Origin of the sequence: Kordia sp. (genome assembly GCF_965283645.1) — a bacterium.
Lineage (GTDB): Bacteria > Bacteroidota > Bacteroidia > Flavobacteriales > Flavobacteriaceae > Kordia.
Map to the genome: position 1 here is coordinate 43,566 of NZ_CBDIPG010000002.1, position 23,551 is coordinate 67,116.

The 23,551-nt window shown below is 34.2% G+C and carries 21 protein-coding genes; 11 read left to right on the forward strand and 10 right to left on the reverse strand.

Features of this window, described 5'->3' with window-relative positions:
- The first annotated feature begins 59 nt into the window (after positions 1-59).
- A complete protein-coding gene (locus tag ACQ654_RS24805) occupies positions 60-584 on the forward strand; it encodes a hypothetical protein (protein ID WP_430413094.1) in 525 nt (174 codons plus the stop codon).
- Positions 585-592: 8 nt separating this feature from the next.
- Here the strand turns inward: ACQ654_RS24805 and ACQ654_RS24810 are convergent, their stop codons facing one another.
- The 6 genes from ACQ654_RS24810 to ACQ654_RS24835 form a co-directional block, all read right to left on the reverse strand.
- Positions 593-1,504 (reverse strand): T9SS type A sorting domain-containing protein, encoded by a 912-nt coding sequence (locus ACQ654_RS24810; protein WP_430413095.1) that lies wholly within the window; start codon positions 1,502-1,504, stop codon positions 593-595.
- Between the two features lie 92 nt (positions 1,505-1,596).
- Positions 1,597-3,759, reverse strand: a complete 2,163-nt coding sequence (locus tag ACQ654_RS24815; protein ID WP_430413096.1) for a M1 family metallopeptidase — start codon at positions 3,757-3,759, stop codon at positions 1,597-1,599.
- An 80-nt stretch (positions 3,760-3,839) separates the two neighbouring features.
- Positions 3,840-5,555: a peptide-N-glycosidase F-related protein gene (locus ACQ654_RS24820; protein ID WP_430413098.1), complete on the reverse strand. Its 1,716-nt coding sequence runs from the start codon at positions 5,553-5,555 to the stop codon at positions 3,840-3,842.
- A gap of 112 nt (positions 5,556-5,667) precedes the next feature.
- Positions 5,668-7,293 carry a PQQ-dependent sugar dehydrogenase gene (locus ACQ654_RS24825; RefSeq protein ID WP_430413099.1) on the reverse strand — a complete coding sequence of 542 codons (1,626 nt, stop codon included), beginning with the start codon at positions 7,291-7,293 and terminating at the stop codon, positions 5,668-5,670.
- An 18-nt stretch (positions 7,294-7,311) separates the two neighbouring features.
- Positions 7,312-9,546, reverse strand: coding sequence for a TonB-dependent receptor domain-containing protein (locus ACQ654_RS24830; RefSeq protein ID WP_430413100.1), 2,235 nt, complete (start codon positions 9,544-9,546; stop codon positions 7,312-7,314).
- 204 nt (positions 9,547-9,750) lie between these two features.
- Positions 9,751-9,909, reverse strand: coding sequence for a hypothetical protein (locus tag ACQ654_RS24835; RefSeq protein WP_430413101.1), 159 nt, complete (start codon positions 9,907-9,909; stop codon positions 9,751-9,753).
- Positions 9,910-10,041: 132 nt separating this feature from the next.
- Here ACQ654_RS24835 and ACQ654_RS24840 point away from each other — a divergent pair, with 132 nt between their 5' ends.
- The gene (locus tag ACQ654_RS24840) at positions 10,042-10,674 is read left to right on the forward strand and encodes a class I SAM-dependent DNA methyltransferase (RefSeq protein ID WP_430413102.1); all 633 of its coding nucleotides are present in this window, start codon (positions 10,042-10,044) and stop codon (positions 10,672-10,674) included.
- Positions 10,675-10,683: 9 nt separating this feature from the next.
- On the opposite strand, the gene ACQ654_RS24845 is transcribed toward ACQ654_RS24840, so the two are convergent.
- A complete protein-coding gene (locus ACQ654_RS24845) occupies positions 10,684-10,971 on the reverse strand; it encodes a hypothetical protein (protein WP_430413103.1) in 288 nt (95 codons plus the stop codon).
- Between the two features lie 89 nt (positions 10,972-11,060).
- Between ACQ654_RS24845 and ACQ654_RS24850 the strand changes: the two genes are divergently transcribed.
- From ACQ654_RS24850 to ACQ654_RS24865, 4 genes are read left to right on the forward strand one after another with little or no spacing between them, the layout of a single operon-like run.
- A complete protein-coding gene (locus ACQ654_RS24850) occupies positions 11,061-11,840 on the forward strand; it encodes a HipA family kinase (RefSeq protein WP_430413104.1) in 780 nt (259 codons plus the stop codon).
- Positions 11,830-12,213, forward strand: coding sequence for a DUF3037 domain-containing protein (locus tag ACQ654_RS24855; RefSeq protein WP_430413105.1), 384 nt, complete (start codon positions 11,830-11,832; stop codon positions 12,211-12,213). The genes ACQ654_RS24850 and ACQ654_RS24855 overlap by 11 nt, the downstream gene beginning before the upstream one ends.
- A gap of 48 nt (positions 12,214-12,261) precedes the next feature.
- A complete protein-coding gene (locus tag ACQ654_RS24860) occupies positions 12,262-12,987 on the forward strand; it encodes a hypothetical protein (protein ID WP_430413106.1) in 726 nt (241 codons plus the stop codon).
- A complete protein-coding gene (locus ACQ654_RS24865) occupies positions 12,984-14,498 on the forward strand; it encodes a M20/M25/M40 family metallo-hydrolase (protein WP_430413107.1) in 1,515 nt (504 codons plus the stop codon). Before ACQ654_RS24860 ends, ACQ654_RS24865 begins: the two co-directional genes overlap by 4 nt.
- A 99-nt stretch (positions 14,499-14,597) precedes the next feature.
- Here ACQ654_RS24865 and ACQ654_RS24870 read toward each other — a convergent pair whose 3' ends face one another.
- Both ACQ654_RS24870 and ACQ654_RS24875 read right to left on the reverse strand, forming a co-directional pair.
- Positions 14,598-15,965, reverse strand: a complete 1,368-nt coding sequence (locus ACQ654_RS24870) for an NAD-dependent succinate-semialdehyde dehydrogenase (protein WP_430413108.1) — start codon at positions 15,963-15,965, stop codon at positions 14,598-14,600.
- A gap of 4 nt (positions 15,966-15,969) precedes the next feature.
- The gene (locus ACQ654_RS24875) at positions 15,970-17,628 is read right to left on the reverse strand and encodes an acetolactate synthase large subunit (RefSeq protein WP_430413109.1); all 1,659 of its coding nucleotides are present in this window, start codon (positions 17,626-17,628) and stop codon (positions 15,970-15,972) included.
- Between the two features lie 182 nt (positions 17,629-17,810).
- On the opposite strand from ACQ654_RS24875, the gene ACQ654_RS24880 reads away from it, so the two are divergent.
- The 3 genes from ACQ654_RS24880 (at position 17,811) to ACQ654_RS24890 (ending at position 19,762) form a co-directional block, all read left to right on the forward strand.
- A complete protein-coding gene (locus ACQ654_RS24880) occupies positions 17,811-18,161 on the forward strand; it encodes a ribose-5-phosphate isomerase (protein WP_430413110.1) in 351 nt (116 codons plus the stop codon).
- Positions 18,162-18,409: 248 nt separating this feature from the next.
- Positions 18,410-18,907, forward strand: a complete 498-nt coding sequence (locus tag ACQ654_RS24885; RefSeq protein WP_430413111.1) for a hypothetical protein — start codon at positions 18,410-18,412, stop codon at positions 18,905-18,907.
- Positions 18,908-19,030: 123 nt separating this feature from the next.
- A complete protein-coding gene (locus ACQ654_RS24890) occupies positions 19,031-19,762 on the forward strand; it encodes a helix-turn-helix domain-containing protein (RefSeq protein WP_430413112.1) in 732 nt (243 codons plus the stop codon).
- Positions 19,763-20,011: 249 nt separating this feature from the next.
- Here the strand turns inward: ACQ654_RS24890 and ACQ654_RS24895 are convergent, their stop codons facing one another.
- Positions 20,012-20,377 carry a DUF1842 domain-containing protein gene (locus ACQ654_RS24895; RefSeq protein ID WP_430413113.1) on the reverse strand — a complete coding sequence of 122 codons (366 nt, stop codon included), beginning with the start codon at positions 20,375-20,377 and terminating at the stop codon, positions 20,012-20,014.
- A gap of 361 nt (positions 20,378-20,738) precedes the next feature.
- On the opposite strand from ACQ654_RS24895, the gene recG reads away from it, so the two are divergent.
- On the forward strand, positions 20,739-22,844 hold the full coding sequence (recG, locus tag ACQ654_RS24900; protein WP_430413114.1) for an ATP-dependent DNA helicase RecG: 2,106 nt from the start codon (positions 20,739-20,741) through the stop codon (positions 22,842-22,844).
- Between the two features lie 245 nt (positions 22,845-23,089).
- On the forward strand, positions 23,090-23,461 hold the full coding sequence (locus tag ACQ654_RS24905) for a VOC family protein (RefSeq protein WP_430413115.1): 372 nt from the start codon (positions 23,090-23,092) through the stop codon (positions 23,459-23,461).
- Positions 23,462-23,551: the final 90 nt, after the last annotated feature.

Sequence of the window (23,551 nt, forward strand, 5' to 3'; positions counted from 1 at the left end):
AACTATTTATTTGCCTAGTTAGTAAAAACGTATTATGTTTGCTAAAACTGCTATTATTTATGGAAGACAAAATTTTTGATTTGTTGATGTACTCTATTCCTGCAATTATTACTGGAGGAATTGCTTATTTTTTCTTTAGAGATCACATGATTAATGAAGATAAAAGAAGACGTTATTTATTACACAAAGATGCTCAAAAAGAAGCGTTACCATTACGTTTACAAGCGTACGAGCGACTTTCTTTGTTTTTAGAACGCATTACACCATCAAAATTATTAGTACGCGTCTCTCCTACTTCTACCGATAAAAATGATTACGAACGTTTGCTAATTATGAGCATTGAACAAGAGTTTGATCATAATTTATCACAGCAAATTTATATGAGTGATCAATGTTGGAATATTATTATTGCTTCTAAAAATTCAACAATACAGTTAATTAGAAAAGCTAGTTTGAACGGAAAAGTTACTTCTGCAAATAAACTGCGTGAAGTTATTTTAACAGAAATGATGGAACAACAAGCGCCAAGCGATACTGCTTTGTCATATATTAAAAAGGAAGTTGCTGATTTTTTACATACGTAAACGTACAATTAGTTTTTTACCACTTTAAACGTATTACTTCTGTTTGCGTTGTCGGTCAATTTTACAAAGTACAATCCGCTTTGTAACTTGCTCATATCAATGGTTTCAAATTGACTTTTCTGCGTTCGAATTAATTTTCCTTGAATAGCATATATTTCTAAGGATTTGATTTCATTGGTTTTACTGATATGCAATGTATTTTTAACTGGATTCGGATATAGATTTACATCTGAAAACACTACTTCTTGCGTACTTAATAATTGTGATTCTAAATACATCAATTCAGTCGTTCCAGCTTCTATAACAGCTGAGTATGCGTCTAAATCCGCTTTTAGTAAATTTGCATCACAATCACACATTGCAATGTAAGCTCTCAACAACGAATTTTGCATTGATGATGGCAAATATTGTGTGTAAAAATATACATTGTGTGTTGTAAATATTGTGTTGAGTCCAGAGTCATTAGTCGTAACAATTCCATTGCTCGTTCCTGTTACAGTTCCTACATTAATATCAGCTATCTTTAAAAATAGATGGTTGTAGGCATATCTATCATCCAAAGGATACGCATTTCTAATAACTGAAGAATATGCATTTAAATCTGATGCTAATTGGTTGTTATCACAATTATCACAAACGACCAATGTCCAATGCGCAAAGCCGTTAGGGCTTACACTTGGTAAAGATTCAATTTTGTCATAAGCTATTACGTTATTTCCTATTAAGATTGCATTTAATCCTGCATCGTTAGAATAATTTGTTTCGCCAAGTGGCATATTGTAGTAATATGTTGGCGCACCAATAAAGCTTCCAAGTGCTGGTGATTGATCTACTATTTCAATTTGAATGTATTTTAATTGTGCGAAAGAGAGTTGCGTAAATAGCAAAAGGATGGCTATATATGTAATTTTCTTAATCATAATGTGACTTTTTCTTTTAAAAATACATAATTATAAGATTCGATGAAAAAATTATACTATGATTTTTAAAAAGATACGTGTTAACACGTAGTTTATTGTTGCATTCTTTTTTCTAAAAAAGCGTTCTCAGCCTGTGTGAGTAATGCTTTTGTACGAGTTAGATTTTCTGCATACGCAGGATTTTTGATAATACTGTCTAATAAATCTCTACAATACTTTGCAAATCGCCAATTGTGATGCATAGCACCATTGACCAAATCTGCCAAATTTTTATCTTTAAACGATTGTAATTCATTGAGAAATCTGAATGCATTCTGACGAACTTCAAAATGATTTCTTCCATCAGTATAGGCTACCAATTCATCATAATAATAAGGCGTTTTGTGTCCGCTATAATCTTTGGTTACAATTGCTAACGTAAGCCATAAGATTCTAAAACTTTTATCGTTTGCACCTTTCACAAATTTAGTTTGATCTAAATAGTTTTTGCGACTTTCTGGAAAGCTTTTCCATAGTGTAAATAAGGCAATTTCTTTTGTGATATACGAATCGTCGTTTAATAAACTTTCATAATCCGTTTTAAATACTTCTGGCACTTGTCGTGCGGCTTTAGCTATCGTTTGTCGAATCTTTATATTGTTCGTTTTTAACGCTTCTCTGTAGATTTTTAGACGTTCTTCAAGTGTGTTTACTTTTAGGTTTTTTAATAAATCAATGATATATCCTTCAGAAATAGGATCAACTTCTTTCAATGTTTTATCTGAAAATAAATTTAATGCCAACGTCGCTGTTGAAAAGTCGTATGTTTTCTTTATTTCTGAACTTTTCATCGAAGCGGCTAAGAATATTTCTCCAATTCCTCCACCCAAATAATAAAACATATTTTCAGGAATTTCAGTTCCTATCAACATTGTTGTCGGATCAAAAAATTCATTTGGTAATTGCGGATTTTCTAACCACGTTTTTACAAATTTATCTAAATTTTTTCCACTTTCTTCTTCAACTATTTTGATAAAATCGTTCGTTTCTGCACTTTTAAATTTATACATAGTTAAATAGCGTTGTACCGCTTTTTTAAAAACCTCATCACCAACGTTTGTTCGTAATGCGTGTAAAGTCCATGCTCCTTTTTGGTAAAATGTAAGACTGCTTGCTTTCGGATTTAATAACGATTCTCCTTTTCCATCATTTAATGCTTGTAATTGTAAAGCAGATTCATATAATTTCCAATAAAAATAATCGTCTCCAAAGATTTCTTTTTCTGCCAACAACGCATAATACGTAGCAAATCCTTCTTGTAACCAATGATGTTTACCGCTTTTTGCTGTAACCAAGTCTCCAAACCATTGATGCGCCAATTCGTGTGCGTTTACATTGACATAATTTTTGTCAACAAAACTTGTACTATCTATTAAAAAACTATCTGAAAATATAGTTGTTCCCGTGTTTTCCATTCCTGCATATAAAAAGTCTTTTACAGGAACTTGCTTATAATTTTGCCACGGATAAGCCACACCAATTTCTTCTTCTAGGAAATCAAAAATACGTTTGGTATAACGATAGGTAGGTTCAAACTTTAATTCATCTTCTGGATAATAATATAATTCAATTGGAACACCACTTTTAGAAGTGATGGTTTTCTTTTTGTACTTTCCAATTGCAATTGCCGCTAAGTAACTACTCATGGGCTTTTTCATATCAAAATACCACTTTGTCAACGAATCATTTGGCGATTCTTTTTTGAGCAGTTTTCCATTGGCAATTACTTCATACCGATTATCAAACGTAATGCTAAAGTCGAATTCTACTTTTTCGTTTACATCATCAAAACTAGGCAGCCAACTACTTGTATATTTTCCTTGACCTTGTGTCCATACTTGCTTTCGACCACCAATTTCATTCCAATCAATAAAGTACATTGCTTTTTTTGGATGTGTAAATGTTGCCAATCCGACAGTATGTTTTTCTCCTTTTTTAAAATTACTTTTTAGAATGATTTTTTTATCTCTGTATAGATTGTTTCCTTCAAAACTTTGCTGATATACTTTGTAGGTATCAAGTGATTGCAAATCAAAATAAATAGAATCTGTATCGTTCAGAATTTCAAATTCATACTGAACATCAACACCAATCTCTTTCAATTCAGGTCTAAGTACAATATCAACTGTTGCTTTTGTAAAATCTACAAATTCAGTCTGTTGTGAAAATCCAGTAACTGCTATAAAACAGGTTAGTAAGAAAAAAATGTATTTCATGTGATGGTATAAAACAAATAATACACCAAAATAAGCATTTTGGTGTATTATTTTATTGAATTTATGTTTTATAACGAAACTTAGTTCGAAACCGTTGGTTTTGTAATTGGTGTGCTACTTTTTACAACAACAAATGTTGATGTTGCATAGTATGCGCCAGTTTGACCAGAAGTTGTGCCTCCATCTGAAGTCCAATCTTCATAATCATATTCAAATGTAAATGTACTTCCGCTCATGCTTGTACTGAACGTATCTTTACGAACTGGCACTGCCATTCCTGGACACCAACCAGCTCTGTCAGGCGTCCAATTTCCAGATTGTGGTTGTACAGGATTAGAATTACAACCCATTGGTGCCATGTTGTGTTGAAACATGTTTGCGCCGTTAATTTTTACATCATGTGTTCTAAAACACCATTCTGCACACGGTCTGTTATCACTATCTACAGGTGTTGCATGTCCCCAACCTGAAATAATTGTTCGTAATTGTGTTGCTTCAGCATTTGCTGGAATTGAAACTGTTTTTGTCAAATCCCACGTTGTTGGATCAATTGTAGTTCCGTATGGTACACCAGAAGTTGACCAATCGTCAAACGAAATTACATCAGCAATTGCGTAATATTGATAATCTGGCGTTCCTTCAACATAATCAAAATCGACAGATAATTCCCATCCGTCAGATCCCCAAGTTTCAATACGTGCGTATAATTCTGTATTTCCTTCTAATAACGATTTAAAATCTGTTACGTCAATTTCAAAACCTCTAGTTAGTTGTGAGTTATCTACTCCATAAGGTGTGATATAGCGTCCAATTTCGTAGAAATCTCCCGAATCTGTATCTTTTACTTTGATGTTTGCATACACATCCCAAGCGTTACAACCGCCAGTTGGACAACGCAATTGAACATACATAAGTATTTGCTCAATATTAGATAAATCGTTGTGTAATGCGTATGTATTTGTTACTGTTTGATTGAATCCGCCACCGAAAGCAATTCGCTGACTATCAAATGTTTGATAATTATGTCGCACCGCAGTTCCTGTTCCTGACAAGCTAATTACTTTATCGGAAACACCTGTGGCAGTTAAGGTAATAGTTCCTGTTTGTGCTCCTAAATCTGTTGTGCCCGGAATGAAACGTACGTATAAATTTTCTGCAATTGTGTTGATTGCTGTGTAATCATACGTTGTAGAATTTGAAAAAGTAATATTGTCTGTTGAGATTTCAAACAAACCTGTAACCGTTGCAGTGACATTATTTTCTAAATCCAATCCTTTTACTTGAACCGTTTGTGCTGAAGATATCGTTCCAACATTTACATCACCAAAACTGTTTACCGTTCCAATAATTTGAATTTCTCTTGGAATTTCTAACGAGTTTCCTGTTAAACTTACTTGAACTGTATCAAATTCAGAAGAAGACATGGTTAATGTTCCTGTTATTTCTCCTAATGAAGCTGTCGTTGGTGCAAAACGCACATAAATTGTTTGTGATTGATTTGCTTCGGAAGTTGATAAACTTACACTAGTACTAAAAGTTGTGTTGTCTTTTGATACTTCAAATTGTTGTGAAGCACTAATATTTACAGATTGTGTCAAACGTGCGCCCGTAACTGTTAGCGGACGACTTGCTGATACTTGTCCTGCAATAACTGCAGAAAACGACAAACTACTTTGTGTGGCTGAAAAAGACGGCGGCGCTTCTGAGGTTCCATCGTCAGATTTACAAGCAGTACATAGGATTGCAAAAGCTAAAAAGGTGTAAATTAAGTTTTTGAGAGTTGGTTTTCTTTTCATGTGGTTAATTTTGAAGCTAAATGTAAGTAAAAAAGATGAAAACCAAAAAAACCTCAAAATCAATGTTTTGAGGTTTTTTATATGTTAAAATAATCGATTTGTAGTGTTGAAATTATTTTTGTTTTACTTTACTTACTTGTTCGGCAGTAAACATTTGATTGCTTCTATTGCCCCAATTATTAGACGTATAATTCATCACATCGGCAATTTCTTTATCGCTTAAGCCTAAAGGCGTCATAACACCATTGTATTTTTTACCATTCACGGTAATTTCTCCTTTTAATCCATATTTAATAGATTGGATACTTTCAGTAATTTTATCTTTTAACCAATCCGATTTTGCTAATGGTGGAAATGTATTGGCAACACCTTCTCCATTTGCCATGTGACATTGTAAACACATGTTTGTATATACTATTTTTCCGCGTCGCTGACTTGCTTCCATAGCTTTTTGATCAAATTTTGTATTTGCTTTCGGTGTTGTTTCTGTAGCTTCAACCTTTTCTGTAGTTTCTGTTTTCGTTTCTTTATTGTTAGTGCTTGCAGTTTGAGCGTTCTTTCTAGATGAATTTTTAACCATTTTAAACACTCCTTTTCCATCAATTCCAACATAGATATAACCATCTGGACCTTGACGAACCGAACGTACACGACCAATTCCGTCTAGTAATTTTTCACGATTTGCCACTTTATCATCTTTAGTTAACGTCAATAATTCTAAGTATTGAAATTTTAACGAACCAACGACTAAATGTCCTGTTAACTCTGGATATACATCACTAGTAACAAATGCCATTCCGCTTGGCGCGATTGATGGAACCCAATAATACAATGGTTGTTGCATGCCTTCACGAGCCGTTTCATCTGTAATTGTTGTTCCGCTATAATTGATTCCATAGGTAATTACTGGCCAGCCGTAGTTTACCGCTTTTGTTACAGGATTAATTTCGTCTCCACCACGTGGTCCATGCTCGTGTACCCAAATTTGTCCCGTACGTGGATTTACTGCCATTCCTTGTGGATTTCTGTGTCCGTATGAGAAAATTGCTTCTTTCGCATCTTTCTGACCTACAAAAGGATTGTCTGTTGGGATGCGTCCATCATCGTGCAAACGATATACTTTTCCACCATCTTTGGTAATATCTTGCGGATTTACATCACGTTTTCCACGATCGCCAATGGTGAAATATACATATCCTTCGGCATCAAATACAATTCGCGAACCAAAATGATGTGCCGTTTTTACATTTGGACTTCCTTGGTATAGTTTTTCAATAGCAACCAACGCGTTGTCTTGTAATTTTGCTCTAATTAATGCTGTATGACTTCCACTTCTTTTTTCATCTACGATAGAATAGGTAATGTAAATCCAGCTATTGTCTTTGTATTTTGGATGCAACGTTACATCTAACAATCCACCTTGATTTTTCGCAAAGACTTCTGGCACATTTTTGATTGCCGTTTTTTCTCCATCTTTCACATGATACAATGTTCCTTCACGTTCGGTTACTAACATACTTCCATCGGGCAACCATGTCATTCCCCAAGGAACATCAATTCCATCTACAACCAATTCTGAAATATACGTTTGCTGATCTGCTGTAATTTCTTCCGTTGTTTTAATTGCAACTAATGGTGTGCTTTCTGATGTTTCTACTTTTGCAACTTCCTTTTGCTTTTGTCCGCAAGAGATAAAAAATAAAGAAGTCAATACAAATAAACCTATTGATGATTTCATGGTGTGTATATTAAAAGTTTAAAATTTATAATTTAATTCAATTCCGCCATACATATGAAACGGCAATCCAGGATAAAAATAACGTGCTGATGTGTCGTTTCCAAATGCATTTACCTGTAATTGTGATGCATATGCGGTATCAAATATGTTGTTTGCTCCTATTGAAATGTTATATTTGAATTGTTTTCCAATTGTGTTTTCATATCCAATTTTACCATTTAGCAATTCAAACGCATCACTATATATTGTGTTTTCGTCATTTGCGGGCATTTCTCCAACCGATTGAAAATCGAGTCGTCCGTAAAATCCATTGCTACTTACGATATCAATTCCTAAATTTACAACAGATTTTGGAACTCCCGTTAAGTCATTCCCAGAAAAGTTTGCATTTGTTTCCATAAATTCTTTAAAAGTGAAATCGTTGATACTCGCATTTACATATGAATTCATTGTAAAATTACTGTTTTTTAAGATTTCATAACGAACTGATGCTTCTATTCCTTTGTGTGATGTTTTTCCAGCATTTAACGTGATATTCTGATCGGTTTCGGTTCTTCTGTTTACCAGTAAATCACTCACAGCCATTGTATAGATTGAAACCGAACCTGATAATTTTCTATTCGTGGTATGGAAACGTGAACCAATTTCGAAATTCCAACCGCGTGCTGCTTTTATTTCTGGATTGAAAATACCATCTGGCAATAAGGTTTCTTCGGTTGTTGGTGTAGAAAAACCATGTGCTACACTTCCGTAGAGATTGAAATTGGTAGAAACTTCATAGTTTACACCAACTTTAGGCGAAATAATCGCATCAAATGTATAATCTTGCTCACCTTCGGAAGTATTGATTTGATCTTCAACCGTATATTTTGTTTGATTTAAATGCAATCCGACACTAATAGATAGTTTTTTACGTGTGTAAATAGCTTCCGCAAATAAATTGAAGTAGTTTCTATTTTCGTCTAAATTTGATAATATATCACCGGCTACACTTCCCGTACCATCTGGAAAATCTTGATACAGATTGTCAAATTGTTTGGCATTGTAATCATCAAAGAACAATTCGCCACCAACAGACCATTTTAAAGAACTTTCTTCAAAGTTTTTTACGGCTAGCAAACGTGTACGAATACCGAACGTTGTTGCTTTTTCTTCTAGAATATTGAAAGGTCTTGGTTCGTAATTGTTATTGAAACTTGTAAATACGCTTGTTTTTTGTGTGTATATTTCGTTAAAATTATGACTCCAATTGACTCCAAATAATGTTTTTTTGAAATCTTCAAAACCGCGTGCATTTTTCCAAATAGTTGCCGCGTTTCTTGGCGAGTTGTCAAAGTCTTCTCTATTTAACGAACTTGGAATAAATGCTTTTAAACTTGTATAGTTTCCTATAAACGTGAGTTCATTCTTCTCATCTACCAACCAATTTGATGTGATTGTCGCCGTTGCCTTATCTAAGGAATTGTTATCGCGATAGCCATCCGAATGTGTATTGCTATATATTACGTTTACATTGGCTTTTTCGTTTCCATGTGAAACTTTTGCAACCGTTCTGAATAACCCGAAACTACCAACCGTTGTAAATAAATTGGCGCTTGTTTCTTTAAATTTCGCAAATTCAGGATATAATAAAATCGTTCCGCCTAAACCAACACCATAACTACTTGATGATGGTCCTTTATGAATTTCCATGCGTGAGATGGACGCTAATTCCAAATCTTCAATAGCAGATTCGCCATTTCCGTCTGTTAATGGAATGTCTGCAAAATACGCACGAATATTTGCCGTTCCAAACGGACTTCGAGCACCAATTCCTCTAATCGTAATTCTATTCGTATTTAACGAACCGCTTTGCATATACACACCAGGAACTCGGTTTACTATTGGTGCTAATTGTACTGTGTTTTCGCTATTAATTTCACCTTCTGTAACGATTCCGACGGATTCTGTAGCTTGTTGTAGTTTTTGATTGATGGTAATTCCGTTAATGATGACTGCATTTAGCGTATTAGTGGCTGGATATAATGCTATGATTTTATTTTCTCCTGATGTAATTTGAAGCGTTTGTGATTGATATCCTACTAAAGAAACTGTCAATCTGGTTTCCATGACTGATGTTGTTTCGATGGAAAACTTTCCCTTCGCATTCGTTTTTACTTGTGTTTTTGTAGCAAAATTTTCAATTGTAGCATTCGCTAAGGGAATAGTTGTAGCTTGATCTATGACAGTTCCTGCTACGATGTATTGCGACATGACACTCGTGGTGGTAGTTAAAAATAATAAAAAGGAAAAAAGTAGTTGTTGAAGTTTTACTGGCACATGTTTGGTTTTGAAAAGTAAAAATAAACAGATTATTCAACTTTTGTCGTTTTGCTGCGTAAAGTTAACATTTCATTGTTGGATTGTGAATACTTCTATAGTTTTCATAAAATAAGCGAACCAAAGTTCGCTTGTGTTTTAATGTGGTAATGGTGGCGGTGGCGGCGAATAACATCCGAACCAAATGCACGTTTCCGCGTACGAACATCTAAGACTTTCTAATCCTCCTTTGACCGTCTTTAAATTCGAGATTGATTTTTTGTTCAATTTTAATGTTTGTAAACTTTTCTTTTTCATAATTGTTTTTTTTTAATTCGTAGATTTACAACAATTTACAAAAACAGACGAAGTGAAAAGTACGCTTTTTCCGTATATTTTTTATTTGGTTTTTTAAACGTAAATTGGATTACATTTAGTATTTAAATATCAATGAAAGAAAAGTATCAAGAAACATTTAAAACGTGGAATAAGATTGCTAAACTCTATGAAGATGTTTTTATGGATGTAGCTTTGTATGATGATACATATGTACTTTTTTGTGAATCGTTGTCAAAAAGTGATGCTTCAATATTAGAAATTGGTTGCGGCCCTGGAAATATTACCAAACATCTTACCGCACTATTGCCAAGTAGTACAATTATGGCAACTGATGTTGCTGAAAACATGATTGTGTTGGCAAAAAAGAACAATCCGACAGTTGTTTGCAAAGTGATGGATTGTAGAACTATTGCTAAAATGAATCAAAAGTTTGATGGAATTATGTGCGGTTTTACCATTCCATATCTTTCCAATACGGATTGCGCAACATTTCTGTCTGATTGTTATCAGCTTTTAAATACAGATGGAATTTTATATATAAGTTTCGTTGCTGGAAATTATGAAAATTCTGGCTTTATTACAGGAAGTACAGGCGACAGTACATATTTTTATTATCATGAACTTGAAACGATTCAAACCTTATTGAAATCACTTCATTTTACCATCTTTTCCATCATTGAAAAAGAATATCAAAAATCTGACGGAAGTACTGAAATTCATACGATTATAATTATTCTAAAGTAATAGGTTTCATTATTTTTTAGTATCCTTTCCAGAATCTTGTAACTCTTTTGTTTCTTTTGTTTCTTTTGCTATTGTTGTATTCTTAGTCCATTTTCTACCTAACCAAATTAATAAAACTATAATTGCAACAGTAATCAACATTGCAACCAATTTTCCCATAACATACCCAAAACTATAGGCGGTATCCGTTGATGAAGCATTCGCAAAATCTTTGATGATTTTTGGGAGTTGCAAAAATATAATCAAGCCAAAAAAAACTCCGATTACTAAAAATATATATCCAAAAACTTTCTTCATAAGGCGTCAAATATAAATGATAATTTTTCATTCATAAGAAATATTCAGTACACATCTACAAAAACGGAACTTTCCCTATCTTAGCATCAATGAAAAACATTGATATCAGAACCGTACATGTGGTTCAATATATAAAACCGTTGCGCGAAGGCGGATCGCTTCCTGCTATTGTAAAAGCAGATGACGACTTTTTGTACGTGCTGAAATTTAGAGGTGCCGGACAAGGGAAAAAAGCGTTGATTGCGGAATTGATTGGTGGCGAATTGGCACGTGTTCTAGGCTTGAAAATTCCTGAGTTGGTGTTTATGAATTTAGACGATTCATTCAGCAAAACAGAACCTGACGAGGAAATTCAAGATTTACTAAAATTTAGTGTTGGTTTAAATCTTGGTTTGCATTTTTTATCAAGTGCCATTACGTTTGATCCTTTGGTAACAACGGTTGACGCGGTAACAGCTTCCAAAATTGTATTATTAGACAGTATTATTAGTAATATTGATAGAACTGTAAAGAACACCAATTTATTAAGTTGGAATAACGAATTGTGGGTCATTGATAATGGCGCAAGCTTTTACTTTCATCACAATTGGGCAACATGGGAAAATCATTTGACGCGTACATTTCCACTAGTAAAAAATCATGTATTGTTAGCACAAGCAACTAAATTGAAAGAAGTTGCCAACGAATTTCCTGTCGTAATTACAGAAGATAAAATTGTAGAAATTATAAATTTAATTCCTGAAGATTGGTTAACACACGAATCGGATGATATGTCTCCTGACGAAATGAGAACTGCTTACAAGCAATATCTAACAGCAAAACTTGCTATGATTGATTCACTCGTAAAAGAAGCGGAAGATGCAAGATAAAGTTACATTTGAATACGCAATTGTACGTTTTATGCCAAAAGTAGAACGTGAAGAATTTTTCAATATTGGTGTGATTGTATTCTCGAAACGAAAGAAGTATTTAGACATTAAATATCATATCAATCCAAAAAAATTGGAAGCTTTTTCATGTGAAATCACGCTTGAAGAAGTAACCAAGTATCTAAAAGCTTGGGAATCTATTTGTAAAGGTGCTCCACACGGTGGCGCTATTGGCGAGTTTGAAGTTTCAGATCGATTTCGTTGGTTAGCCGCTTCCAAAAGCACGATGATTTTATGTTCGCCAACACATACAGGTTTGTGTGATAATCCACAGCAAGAATTGGATGATATTTTTGAGAAAAATGTGTTGTAGGTGTTGTGTATTACAAATTGTATAACAATCTCAAATAAAAATGGTTAGATGTATATAGACGGAATTGTGCATTTTAATGAAGTTGATTTTGAAGTAAATGATCAAGATTTCTATACATTTCTAATGTACTTAGGCAAACCTTTTACAGGAACGCTTAAGGAAGAAAATATGACGACAGAATTCAAAAATGGAAATGCCCATGGAGAAGCTTTTGAATACAATAAAGAAGGAATCCTTATTTATTATGCTGTCTTCGAAAATGGAGATTATGTACTTTGGAAAAATTGGTACCCGAATGGTCAACCAAAAGAAGATTCTGAACTTGGTAGAATTTGGAACGAAGATGGAATATTGGTAAAAGATAATGGTCATTGGCTACATAGAAGCAATGGAGCACCAAAAACACAAGGTAATCTTTATGTAAATGAATTGATTTATCTAGCGCCAAATGGTGAAATTGCCGCAAAAGAAGTAAAAACAGATTCTAAACCTCCTTATGTATATTTTGATAATGTATTATTTGAGTGGTATAATGAAATTTTAAAAAATCCGTGTCCTGAATTACACGCAGAATTAAGCAATACAAACAGTTATACACGTTTTATTTGGGGATGGGTTTGGACAATATATCAAAAACAACCAAAAAAAGCAATGACTATTTTACAAGATATTGCTACACATGAAAATAAAGAAATTGCTAAAGAAGCTTGTGAAATGTTAAACGATTTAAAAAATAAAACTCATTTAGAGTATATAAAAGCAAGATGGTTATGAAAAAACAATTCCGAAATTTACTCTTAGTCCTACTTTGTATGTTTGCAAATTCACTTATTGCACAGACAAACTGGGATGCGAAAATTAAAGAAGAACTTCCAGCGATACTTGAAAAACATCGTGAATTGGTAAGCATTCCAAATGTAGCATCAGATGTTGAAAATATGATGAGGAATGTGGATTGGGTGACGAAAGCTTTTCAAGAACTCAATTTTAAGGTTTCCATATTAAAAACCTCAACATTGCCTGTATTTTTGGCTGAAAAGCAAGTTGATCCGAAGGCAAAAACGATTTTATTCTATTTACATTTAGATGGACAAGCCGTGAATCCTGCAAAGTGGAATCAGAAAGATCCGTTTCGTCCTGTATTGAAAGAACAAGATGGAGATGGCAATTTTCAAATTATCAATTGGTCACGAATTAAAACACATATTGATCCAGATTGGCGTGTATTTGGTCGTGCTGCGGCTGATGATAAAGCACCAATTATAATGCTGTTGTCCGCATTGGAATTCTTGCAACAGCAACAACAAGATTTAACATATAATGTAAAAATCATTCTCGATTTACAAGAAGAAACACAATCGAAAGGTTTTTTAAGCACTCTTACAACATATAAAGATAGATACGCCGCCGATTATATGATTATTATGGACGGACCAGCGCATCCAACCAATAAACCGACGTTAACTTTTGGCTGTCGCGGAATTGCAACCTGTACCATTACCACTTACGGCGCAAGTTTGCCACAACATAGTGGACATTACGGCAATTACGCACCAAATCCAGTATTTCGAATGTCGCATTTATTGGCAAGTATGAAAGATGATTCTGGAAAAGTTATCATTAATGGTTTTTATGATGGAATTGAATTAGATGCAAAAACACAGCAACTTTTATCGCAAGTGCCAGATAATAATGAAGCGATTAAAAAAGGATTGGAAATTGCTGAAGCTGATAATGTTGGGAAAACATATCAAGAAGCGCTGCAATATCCTTCACTGAATGTACGTCATATTGAAACTTCTTGGAAAGGTCCTGGTTTAAAAACGATTATTCCAGAAATTGTAACTGCGTATTTAGATGTGCGTTTGGTAAAAGAAACGGATGGTGTACTACAGCTAGAGAAAATAAAAAAGCACATTACATCACAAGGATATTTAGTTTTAGAACGAAAACCAACCGATGCAGAACGCTTGAAATATCCTAAAATTGCGACGCTAAACCTAAATGCTGGTGTAAATGCATTTCGAACAGATATCAATTCGTTCATTGGAAAAAAGCTTAGCAAAACCATGACGGATGCGTTTGGAGAAACTCCTATTATGATTAGAACGATGGGCGGAACAGTTCCAATTACGCCAGCCATTCAAGTGTTGAATATTCCTGCTATTATTGTTCCGATGGTGAATATGGACAACAATCAACACAATCCGAACGAGAACATTCGCATAGGAAACATTTCACAAGGAATTAAAATGTGTTTGGCAATTTTATCAATGGAATTATAAACTAGACTGAACGATAAAAAACATAAAAAAACTTTACAAAAAAATCCCGCTTTCGCGGGAATGAACTCTACTGGTACTGTTATAATTTTCAATAGATTTTTAATCAATCCAAATAGATTTTGTATTGGTAAATTCTCTAATTCCATAGCTTGAAAGTTCGCGTCCATAACCACTATTTTTGATTCCACCGAAAGGCAATCTTGGATCAGAAACTACTAATTTATTCACAAAACTATTTCCTGCTTCAAGTTGTAATGCAATTTTTTCTCCACGCTCATTGTCACCTGTAATGACTCCTGAACCTAATCCGAACGAAGAATTGTTTGCCAAATCAATAGCGTGTTGTTCATCTTTCGCTTTGATGACTGAAGCTACAGGACCAAAAAGTTCGTTGTCAAAAGCTTCCATTCCTGGCTCCACTTCTGCCAAGATTGTAGCAGGGTAATATGCACCTTTTCCATCTGGAACATTTCCTCCTAGGACCAATCGTGCGCCTTGTGAAATTGATTTTTCGACTTGTTCGTGCAATTCGTCACGTAAATCTTCTCGTGCCATTGGACCTAAAAACGTTTCTTCGTCCATGGGTTCGCCCATTTTTTTGGCTTTCATTTTCTCAGTGAATTTCTCTAAGAAATCATCGTAAATTTCATCTAATACTACAAATCGTTTCGCGGCAATACATGTTTGTCCGTTATTTTGCAAACGTCCAAACGTTGCTAAATCGGTAGCTTCTTCTATAGCAGCATCTTCTAAAATTATGTATGCATCGCTTCCACCCAATTCCATCACTGTTTTCTTAAGGTTTTCTCCAGCAATTGAAGCCACCGATCGTCCAGCGGGTTCACTTCCTGTTAACGTTACTGCCTTGATGTGTTTATTTTCAATTACTGCTTTTACCGCGTCTGAACCAATATTTAAGTTTGTGAAAATTCCTTTTGGAAATCCTGCTTTTTCAAACGCTTCTTCAAGTGCAAATGCGCAACCTTGTACATTGGATGCGTGTTTTAGAACGCCTGTATTTCCTGCCATAATTGCGGGCGCGGCAAAACGAATGACTTGGTAAAAAGGAAAATTCCATGGCATTACTGCTAATAATACTCCGATTGGTTGAAACGTTACATAACTTTTTGAAGCTTCTGTATCAACGTTTTCATTTGCTAATAATGTTGTGGCATTGTCTGCATAATAGCGGCAAATTTTAGCACATTTTTCAATTTCTCCTATCGATTGCCCTATGATTTTGCCCATTTCTTTTGTGGCAAGTTGCGCATATTCTTCTTTATTTTCTTCTAAAATATTTGCAAGCTCGTGCATTAGTTTGGCGCGTTCTTCAAAACTTTTATGCTTCCATGTTAGGTATACTTCGTTCGCTTTTGCTACTTTATTTTTCGCTTCCGTTTCACTGATTCGATTGTATGTAGCTATTTGTTCTCCCGTTGCCGGATTTATAGTTTTTGTCGTTTCCATAGTTTTATTTTTTTATATTTTCTGTATATTCTTTAAGCAATACATTTAGTATTTTATGATTGAGTGAATAGTCTACTGCCAAATCAATTAGGTGCACACCATCTGAGTTTAGGGCTGTTTCAAGATCGTATGTAAAGTCCGAAACTGATTCTGGACGATAACCAGTGGCACCAAAACTTTCTGCATATTTTACAAAGTCTGGATTGCCAAAATCGAGACTGTATTTGTTGAGTTTTTCTTTTTCTTGCTTCCATTGAATCATTCCGTAAGCGTTATCATTCAAGATAATGACAACTAAATTTAAGTTGAGTCGAACAGCAGTTTCAAGCTCTTGCGAATTCATCATAAATCCTCCATCACCATTGATAGATATTACTTTTTTCTTAGGGTATAATTCGCTCACCATCATGGCTGACGGCAAACCTGCACTCATGGTTGCCAATGCATTATCGAGCAATAAACTGTTGGGCTCGTATGCTGGATAGTTTCGGGCAAACCATATTTTATATATTCCATTGTCTAGCGTTACAATTCCGTCATCGGGCATACGATCACGTATAATTTTAACGGTTCTTTGTGGCAAAATTGGGAAGCGATCATCTGCTTCATATTTTGCTAAATGCTCCGAAACGTTCTTTTTTATTTTCATGAAAAAATCTGTGTTCCATGATTTTGCAACAGATTTTAACCCTTTTGTTAGTTGTTGTATGCTTGTTGCTATGTCTCCAATTACATTTAATTGTGGAAAGTATACTTCATCAATTTCTGCGGGAAAGAAGTTTACGTGAATTACTTTTCGTTCATCATCAGCATGCATAAAAAACGGTGGTTTCTCAATTGTATCATGTCCAACATTGATAATTAAATCTGCTTCTTTTATCGCTTCATGAATAAAATCATTATCCGACAAAGCAGCTGTTCCTAAATATAATTCGTGACGTTCGTCAATAATTCCTTTCCCCATTTGTGTGTTAAAAAATGGTATTCCGATCGTATCAACAAATTCGGCTAACGAATTGCTCGCACGTTTTCTATTCGCGCCAGCGCCTATTAATAGTAAAGGCATTTTAGCCGCTTTAATCATATCTACTGCATTTTTTAGTGCATTTGGTTCTGCATGCGGCATTTTGGCATCTACTACATCAAAAATTTGTGGAGTTTCAATTGTTTCTTGTGCAATGTCTTCAGGGAATTCAATATGTACAGCGCCAGGTCGTTCTTCTTGCGCTCGACGAAAGGCTTCACGAACAATAGACGAAACTTGATCGCCATTTGTTATTTGCTTTGTAAACTTCGTCAAAGGTTTCATCATTTCTACTACATCAATAATTTGAAAGTTTCCTTGTTTACTTTTATTGATGGGTTTTTGACCAGATATAATGACCAGAGGCATTGCGCCCAATTGTCCGTAAGCGGCTGGTGTTACCATATTTGTAGCACCAGGACCGAGTGTTGACATACAAACACCTGCTTTTCCTGTGAGTCTTCCGTATGTTGCCGCCATAAATCCGGCACCTTGTTCATGACGTGTGAGGATAAAATTTATTTTGTCAGATTTTCGAATGGAATCTAACATGTCAAGATTTTCTTCCCCTGGTAGTCCAAATATGTATTCTACGCCTTCATTTTCTAGTGCTTTTATAAATAAATCTGATGCTTTCATTGCTTTTTTATTGTTTCATTCAAAAGTAGTTTTTCTTTGATTAGACAATTAACTGCATCCATTTTTTTGTTAGCTTCTTTGCGATATTATATTTTTGTACTACGTTGAAATTTCAGTATATGAATTCTAAATTTTGTATTTTCACAAGCAGCGTTATCTAACTGTATTTAAAAAAATTATGTATGCCCAGAACTGAATATCGTATTTATGTTGTAGAATTGTCCAAACGTGTGTTTACGGAGAATACGAAGTTTCGTTTGGCAAATCCGCAATTTAATGGCGTGTTGGAATGTGTGTATGTTGGTATGACAAGTAAAACGCCAAAAGAACGTTTTTTACAACATAAAACAGGGTATCGAAACCAAAAAGGACATAAACTTTCATCGAATATTGTGCAAAAATATGGTATGTATTTACGTCCGAGTTTATACAATCATATTGATCCGTTACCAACGCGACATCAAGCGTTACGGATGGAAAAAATATTAGCATTGGAATTGCGTAGGAAAGGATATGCGGTTTGGTTTAATTAGCATTTGAGTTAACGTGAGTTCGACATAAGAAATCACCAATATAGTTGCTAGGTCTCCTAAAATCAAGCATAATTTCTTTGAATTAGACCGCCTACTGGTTGATTATCTTGAGTAAGATGCTTATATAAATGTGGCTTCGTTGTATATTTCTCGTGTATCTTATAATTCTAGTTAAAAAATGAAATTGTGTATCTCCTATCTTTAAACTAATTTTATAAGAACTTACGTATCTATTTATCGTCTCAATCATGACTAAAAAACTCTATTATATACTACTTACAATCGCTTTCGGAGTAATTTCCATTCCGACACTATTCAATGTTATTTTTCAAGAACGAATTTTAATTGGTGTTATCAATAAAACACTTATTAAACTATTGCTTGTATTATTTATTTGTATCGTAGAAGTACATTTTATGAAATGTACACTTTCAAAAGTAATTGGGTATGTATTATGGGTTGTATTGGTAATCGGAATTTTGTTTAAAATACAACATTGGCCGTTTGGATATGAAATATTCTCAATGGCTGGATTGCTTATTTTAGTAAATTTGATCATCGCGGCAAGTATTGATAAAAATAAAGGATTCTTTCACTATCTATTATTTGTATTTATTTTAGAGCGATTTATCATGATTTTAACACCAACAAATGAATTCCATTGGTGGATTGACGTATTAATTTGTTTGGCAATTACAATCGTAGGAATTGGAAAAATACTAAATTTAAAGCACTTAAAAAGTTAAATTGCAATTGACTTATAATCAGTAAATTAAAACAAAAGTCGGGTAAATGTCGGGTAAAAAACCACAAAAATTCGTGGACAGTTTTAAAGTTAACCAATACCATTGCACAAACGTTTTCAAAAAATGATTCAACAACCAGCATTAGGTAAAAAGATTGCAGAATTTCGAAAAGCAAAAGGCTTCACTCAAGAAGAATTGGTAGAGAAATGCAATATAAATGTTCGTACGTTACAGCGTATTGAAGCTGGAGAAGTAACACCAAGAACTTCTACTATAAAGTTGATTTTTGAGGCTCTCGAAATTGAGTTTGAAAATGCTGTTGCAATAACTAGTGAACAACATACGCAACAACAATCATCTAAGAATCATTCAAGGAAACGATTTAACTCTAAAACGAATCCTATGAAAAAATTATTCTTTGTATTAATTCCTGTACTATCCATTTTATTAATGTTTGTAGTAATGTTTACAAGACAACGTACTTTTGATGACTCCAACGTGCAACGATCTGATGTTACCAAAGCCACCGAACTTTTTATTAAATATTACAATACAGGACAACTCGATTCTCTTGGTTTGTTATATATGGAAGATGCTAATTTTTTACCAACAAATCACAGAGAATTGCATGGTAGAGCTGAAATTGTGGAATATTACGAAGCGGTTTATGAAGGTGGTTTTCGTTTAAACTTTGACAAACCTACTTTTGTTATTATCTCGGATTCCATTGCTGTAGAAAAAGGTATTTGGGAAGGAAACAACAATGGTACATTTGCTGGAAGCTATTTGACACAATGGCGCTTAAAAGACGGAAATTGGTTCATTGAAAATACGATGAGTCATAAGGAATATTAGGTTTTGACCAGCTATTGTAATAAACTGAATAAAAACTCCGTGTAATCAAATTTATTACTGTTTAACAATTTCAAGATTTAGAAAACTTGGTATCAAATTCAGTTGCTGTATTTTTGGTGATATTTTAAAAGAACTTTTAGTTGTGGCAACTCTGTTTAAGAACTAAACAAAATTATATAAATTCAAAAACCAATATCACAACTTAATTGGTAGGTAATGATATTGGTTTTCTAAATTACATCGCATTATTTACGATTTTGTACTAACTGGTTGATCTTCTAAATGTGTTGTTCTGAAATTGAAACCTCCAACACCACTACCGTCTGCTTTTAACGACATGTGAGCATTAAAAGGAAAATTAATTGGCGTAAGTTTATTATTTGAAGGAATTGTTCCTTGTATCGCAATAACTTCCACAAAATCTCCATAACCTGTAGCATACGCTGTTCCCGTTACAGTTCCTGAATATGGTTTTTCTTCTGGCGGATTTACTTGAATTTCTACACTTCCGGCAACTGTGTGACTATCTTCGTTAACTAGTAAAGAAAAATTAACTATTGATGCGTTAAGATCTGGTGCAAATCCTATAGTTCCTGTGATTCGTTTAAATGACATAATATTTTAATTTAAAGCTCCTACTCTATTTAAAAACGGCTTTTCGGATTACGCCTGTATAATCAAAATGATCGTAGCTACTCAATCGAAATGTTTGCTTTTGATTACATTACAAATGTCGTACGATACTCTCATATACATAAGGTAGAAATTACGCACTTTAGTAAAACCGTTAGAATTGTTTATCATACACGCATTAGTACGTATTCGTGTATGTGTGATAAAAATGAAGAGCAATTTTTGATTTCCAGTTTACGAATGATCCAATTTTTTAATTTTTCAATCAAAAATAGATTCCTGTCTGCATAGGAATGACAAATCTAGTTTGCTTCGCAATTCTGTTTGACTTACTTTTGAATTGATGAATCAAAATGTATTACAAACTCCTATAGATTACCTGAAAGGCGTCGGTCCAAACCGTGCCGATTTGCTTCGTAAGGAGTTGGGAATACATACGTATCAAGATTTTATCAATCTATTTCCAAATCGATATATTGACAAAACACGCTATTTTAAGATCAATGAATTGCAACGGAATTCTTCTGAAGTACAAGTTGTTGGTAAAATTGTACACCTCAAAATGGTACAACAACAACGCGGAAAACGTTTAGTTGCCACCTTTACCGACGGAACTGGCGAAATGGAACTCATTTGGTTTCGCGGTCACAAATGGATTAAAGACAGCATAAAACTGAATACTCCGTACGTAATTTTCGGGAAAACAAATTGGTTCAACGGTTTATTTTCGATGCCACATCCAGAAATGGAATTGCTCACTGAACACGAGCAAAGCTTACGAACGGCAATGCAACCTGTATATCCATCTACGGAAAAACTCAACAACAAAGGTATTACCAACAGAGTCATCAATAAGTTGATGCAGCAACTATTTATAGAATCGCGCACGCAATTTTATGAAACCTTGCCACCTACTATTTTGGGCGAACTCAAACTAATTTCCAAAAGTGAAGCATTATTCAATATTCACTTTCCAAAAAGTCAAGAATTATTAGCAAAAGCCCAATATCGATTAAAGTTTGAAGAACTCTTTTACATTCAAATACAACTCATCACCAAAAACCTCATCCATAAAAGTAAAATTAAAGGATTTGCGTTTGATCAAGTTGGTGAAAAGTTCAATGATTTCTATGCGAATCATTTACCATTTGAATTGACAAACGCACAAAAACGTGTGATTAAGGAAATCAGAAATGATCTCGGTAGCAATGCTCAAATGAATCGTTTGTTACAAGGTGATGTTGGTTCTGGAAAAACGATTGTAGCTTTGATGTCAATGTTATTAGCTATTGACAACGATTTTCAAGCGTGTATTATGGCGCCAACGGAAATACTAGCAATTCAACATTACAATGGAATGATGGAGCTTGTTGCACCGTTAGGATTGAATATCAAATTATTAACAGGTTCTGTAAAAACAAAAGATCGTCGTGTAATTCACGAAATGTTAGAAGATGGTTCGTTGCACATTCTCATTGGAACACATGCCGTTTTAGAAGACAAAGTAAAATTCAAAAATCTCGGATTGGCAATTATAGATGAACAACATCGTTTTGGTGTGGCGCAACGTGCGAAACTTTGGCACAAAAACACCTTTCCGCCACATATATTGGTCATGACAGCAACACCAATTCCACGAACACTTGCCATGAGTTTGTATGGCGATTTAGATGTTTCTGTGATTGATGAATTGCCGCCTGGCAGAAAAGCAATTAAAACAGTTCATAGATATGATAGCAATCGTTTAAAAGTGTTTAAATTTATTCGTGATGAAATTACCAAAGGCAGACAAATTTACATTGTATATCCGTTAATTCAAGAATCAGAACAATTGGATTATAAAGATTTGATGGATGGTTACGAAAGTATTTCCAGAGAATTTCCAATGCCAAAGTATCAAATTTCTATTGTACATGGAAAGATGAAACCTGCGGATAAAGATTTTGAAATGAATCGTTTTATCAAAGGTGAAACGCAAATTATGGTGGCAACAACGGTAATTGAAGTTGGTGTAAATGTCCCAAATGCTTCTGTGATGATTATTGAAAGTGCCGAACGTTTTGGCTTGTCGCAACTGCATCAATTACGCGGTCGTGTTGGTCGTGGTGCAGAACAGAGTTTTTGTATTTTAATGACGAGTCATAAATTGAGTGCAGATGGAAAAACGCGTTTGGAAACGATGGTTCGTACAAGTGATGGTTTTGAAATTGCAGAAGTCGATTTAAAACTTCGTGGTCCTGGAAACATCATGGGAACGCAGCAAAGTGGTGTTTTAAACCTAAAAATTGCAGACATTGTAAAGGATAATGATATTCTAAAAACGGCGCGTTACTATGCATTACAAGTCTTAAAAGCTGATCCTAGTTTGACACTAGAAGAACACAAAGCCGTTCGCTATACCTTTGCACAATTGGTAAAACATAAGAATATTTGGAATTATATTAGTTAAACGCGCTAACGCTTTGGTTGTTTGTTATTTAAGTGTCATTCCTGCGCAAGCAGGAATCCATTTCTATCTGGGTGGATTCTGCATCAGGTGCGGAATGACCAATCAACAAACAAAGAAATTCACGTTAAGCTGAATTCCATTCAGCTTCTCATAAGAATTATATGTGTGATTCCAAATCAATAAATCATTCAATCAAAAAATCGTACTTTTATTCAAACTATATATAAACCAACACAAACAATACGATGAAATTAGGTGCATTTTCGGTGAGTCTTGCAGTAAAAGATATTCACGTTTCCAAAGCGTTTTATGAGAATTTAGGCTTTTCAGTTTTTCATGGAGATATCAATCAGAATTGGTTAATTATGAAGAATGAACAAACAACAATTGGATTGTTTCAAGGTATGTTTGAAGATAATATTTTGACATTTAATCCAGGTTGGACACAAAATGCGGAAAATTTAGATTCGTTTACAGATATTAGAGACATTCAAAAAGAATTGAAAGGTAAAGATTTTGAATTTGCTACAGAAGCTGATGAAAGCACTTCTGGTCCTGCTAGTTTTGTAATTAAAGATCCAGATGGAAATGTAATTTTGGTAGATCAGCATGTATAATTCTTAGACGCGCTAATGCGTTTGGTATGTTGGTATTGCTTCGCTCATGGAAACGCTTTGCTTTGGCTTTTAATTATCAAACTGTCATTC

Bases quoted from the DNA above. Each gene is read 5' to 3' on its own strand.
- ACQ654_RS24830 (WP_430413100.1), bottom strand. From the start codon at position 9,546: ATGTCGCAATACATCGTAGCAGGAACTGTCATAGATCAAGCTACAACT.
- ACQ654_RS24865 (WP_430413107.1), top strand. From the start codon at position 12,984: ATGAAAAAACAATTCCGAAATTTACTCTTAGTCCTACTTTGTATGTTT.
- ACQ654_RS24860 (WP_430413106.1), top strand. From the start codon at position 12,262: ATGTATATAGACGGAATTGTGCATTTTAATGAAGTTGATTTTGAAGTA.
- ACQ654_RS24855 (WP_430413105.1), top strand. From the start codon at position 11,830: ATGCAAGATAAAGTTACATTTGAATACGCAATTGTACGTTTTATGCCA.
- ACQ654_RS24850 (WP_430413104.1), top strand. From the start codon at position 11,061: ATGAAAAACATTGATATCAGAACCGTACATGTGGTTCAATATATAAAA.
- ACQ654_RS24845 (WP_430413103.1), bottom strand. From the start codon at position 10,971: ATGAAGAAAGTTTTTGGATATATATTTTTAGTAATCGGAGTTTTTTTT.
- ACQ654_RS24815 (WP_430413096.1), bottom strand. From the start codon at position 3,759: ATGAAATACATTTTTTTCTTACTAACCTGTTTTATAGCAGTTACTGGA.
- ACQ654_RS24880 (WP_430413110.1), top strand. From the start codon at position 17,811: ATGCCCAGAACTGAATATCGTATTTATGTTGTAGAATTGTCCAAACGT.
- ACQ654_RS24870 (WP_430413108.1), bottom strand. From the start codon at position 15,965: ATGGAAACGACAAAAACTATAAATCCGGCAACGGGAGAACAAATAGCT.
- ACQ654_RS24890 (WP_430413112.1), top strand. From the start codon at position 19,031: ATGATTCAACAACCAGCATTAGGTAAAAAGATTGCAGAATTTCGAAAA.
- ACQ654_RS24825 (WP_430413099.1), bottom strand. From the start codon at position 7,293: ATGAAATCATCAATAGGTTTATTTGTATTGACTTCTTTATTTTTTATC.
- ACQ654_RS24810 (WP_430413095.1), bottom strand. From the start codon at position 1,504: ATGATTAAGAAAATTACATATATAGCCATCCTTTTGCTATTTACGCAA.
- ACQ654_RS24835 (WP_430413101.1), bottom strand. From the start codon at position 9,909: ATGAAAAAGAAAAGTTTACAAACATTAAAATTGAACAAAAAATCAATC.
- recG (WP_430413114.1), top strand. From the start codon at position 20,739: ATGAATCAAAATGTATTACAAACTCCTATAGATTACCTGAAAGGCGTC.
- ACQ654_RS24905 (WP_430413115.1), top strand. From the start codon at position 23,090: ATGAAATTAGGTGCATTTTCGGTGAGTCTTGCAGTAAAAGATATTCAC.
- ACQ654_RS24805 (WP_430413094.1), top strand. From the start codon at position 60: ATGGAAGACAAAATTTTTGATTTGTTGATGTACTCTATTCCTGCAATT.
- ACQ654_RS24885 (WP_430413111.1), top strand. From the start codon at position 18,410: ATGACTAAAAAACTCTATTATATACTACTTACAATCGCTTTCGGAGTA.
- ACQ654_RS24875 (WP_430413109.1), bottom strand. From the start codon at position 17,628: ATGAAAGCATCAGATTTATTTATAAAAGCACTAGAAAATGAAGGCGTA.
- ACQ654_RS24820 (WP_430413098.1), bottom strand. From the start codon at position 5,555: ATGAAAAGAAAACCAACTCTCAAAAACTTAATTTACACCTTTTTAGCT.
- ACQ654_RS24895 (WP_430413113.1), bottom strand. From the start codon at position 20,377: ATGTCATTTAAACGAATCACAGGAACTATAGGATTTGCACCAGATCTT.
- ACQ654_RS24840 (WP_430413102.1), top strand. From the start codon at position 10,042: ATGAAAGAAAAGTATCAAGAAACATTTAAAACGTGGAATAAGATTGCT.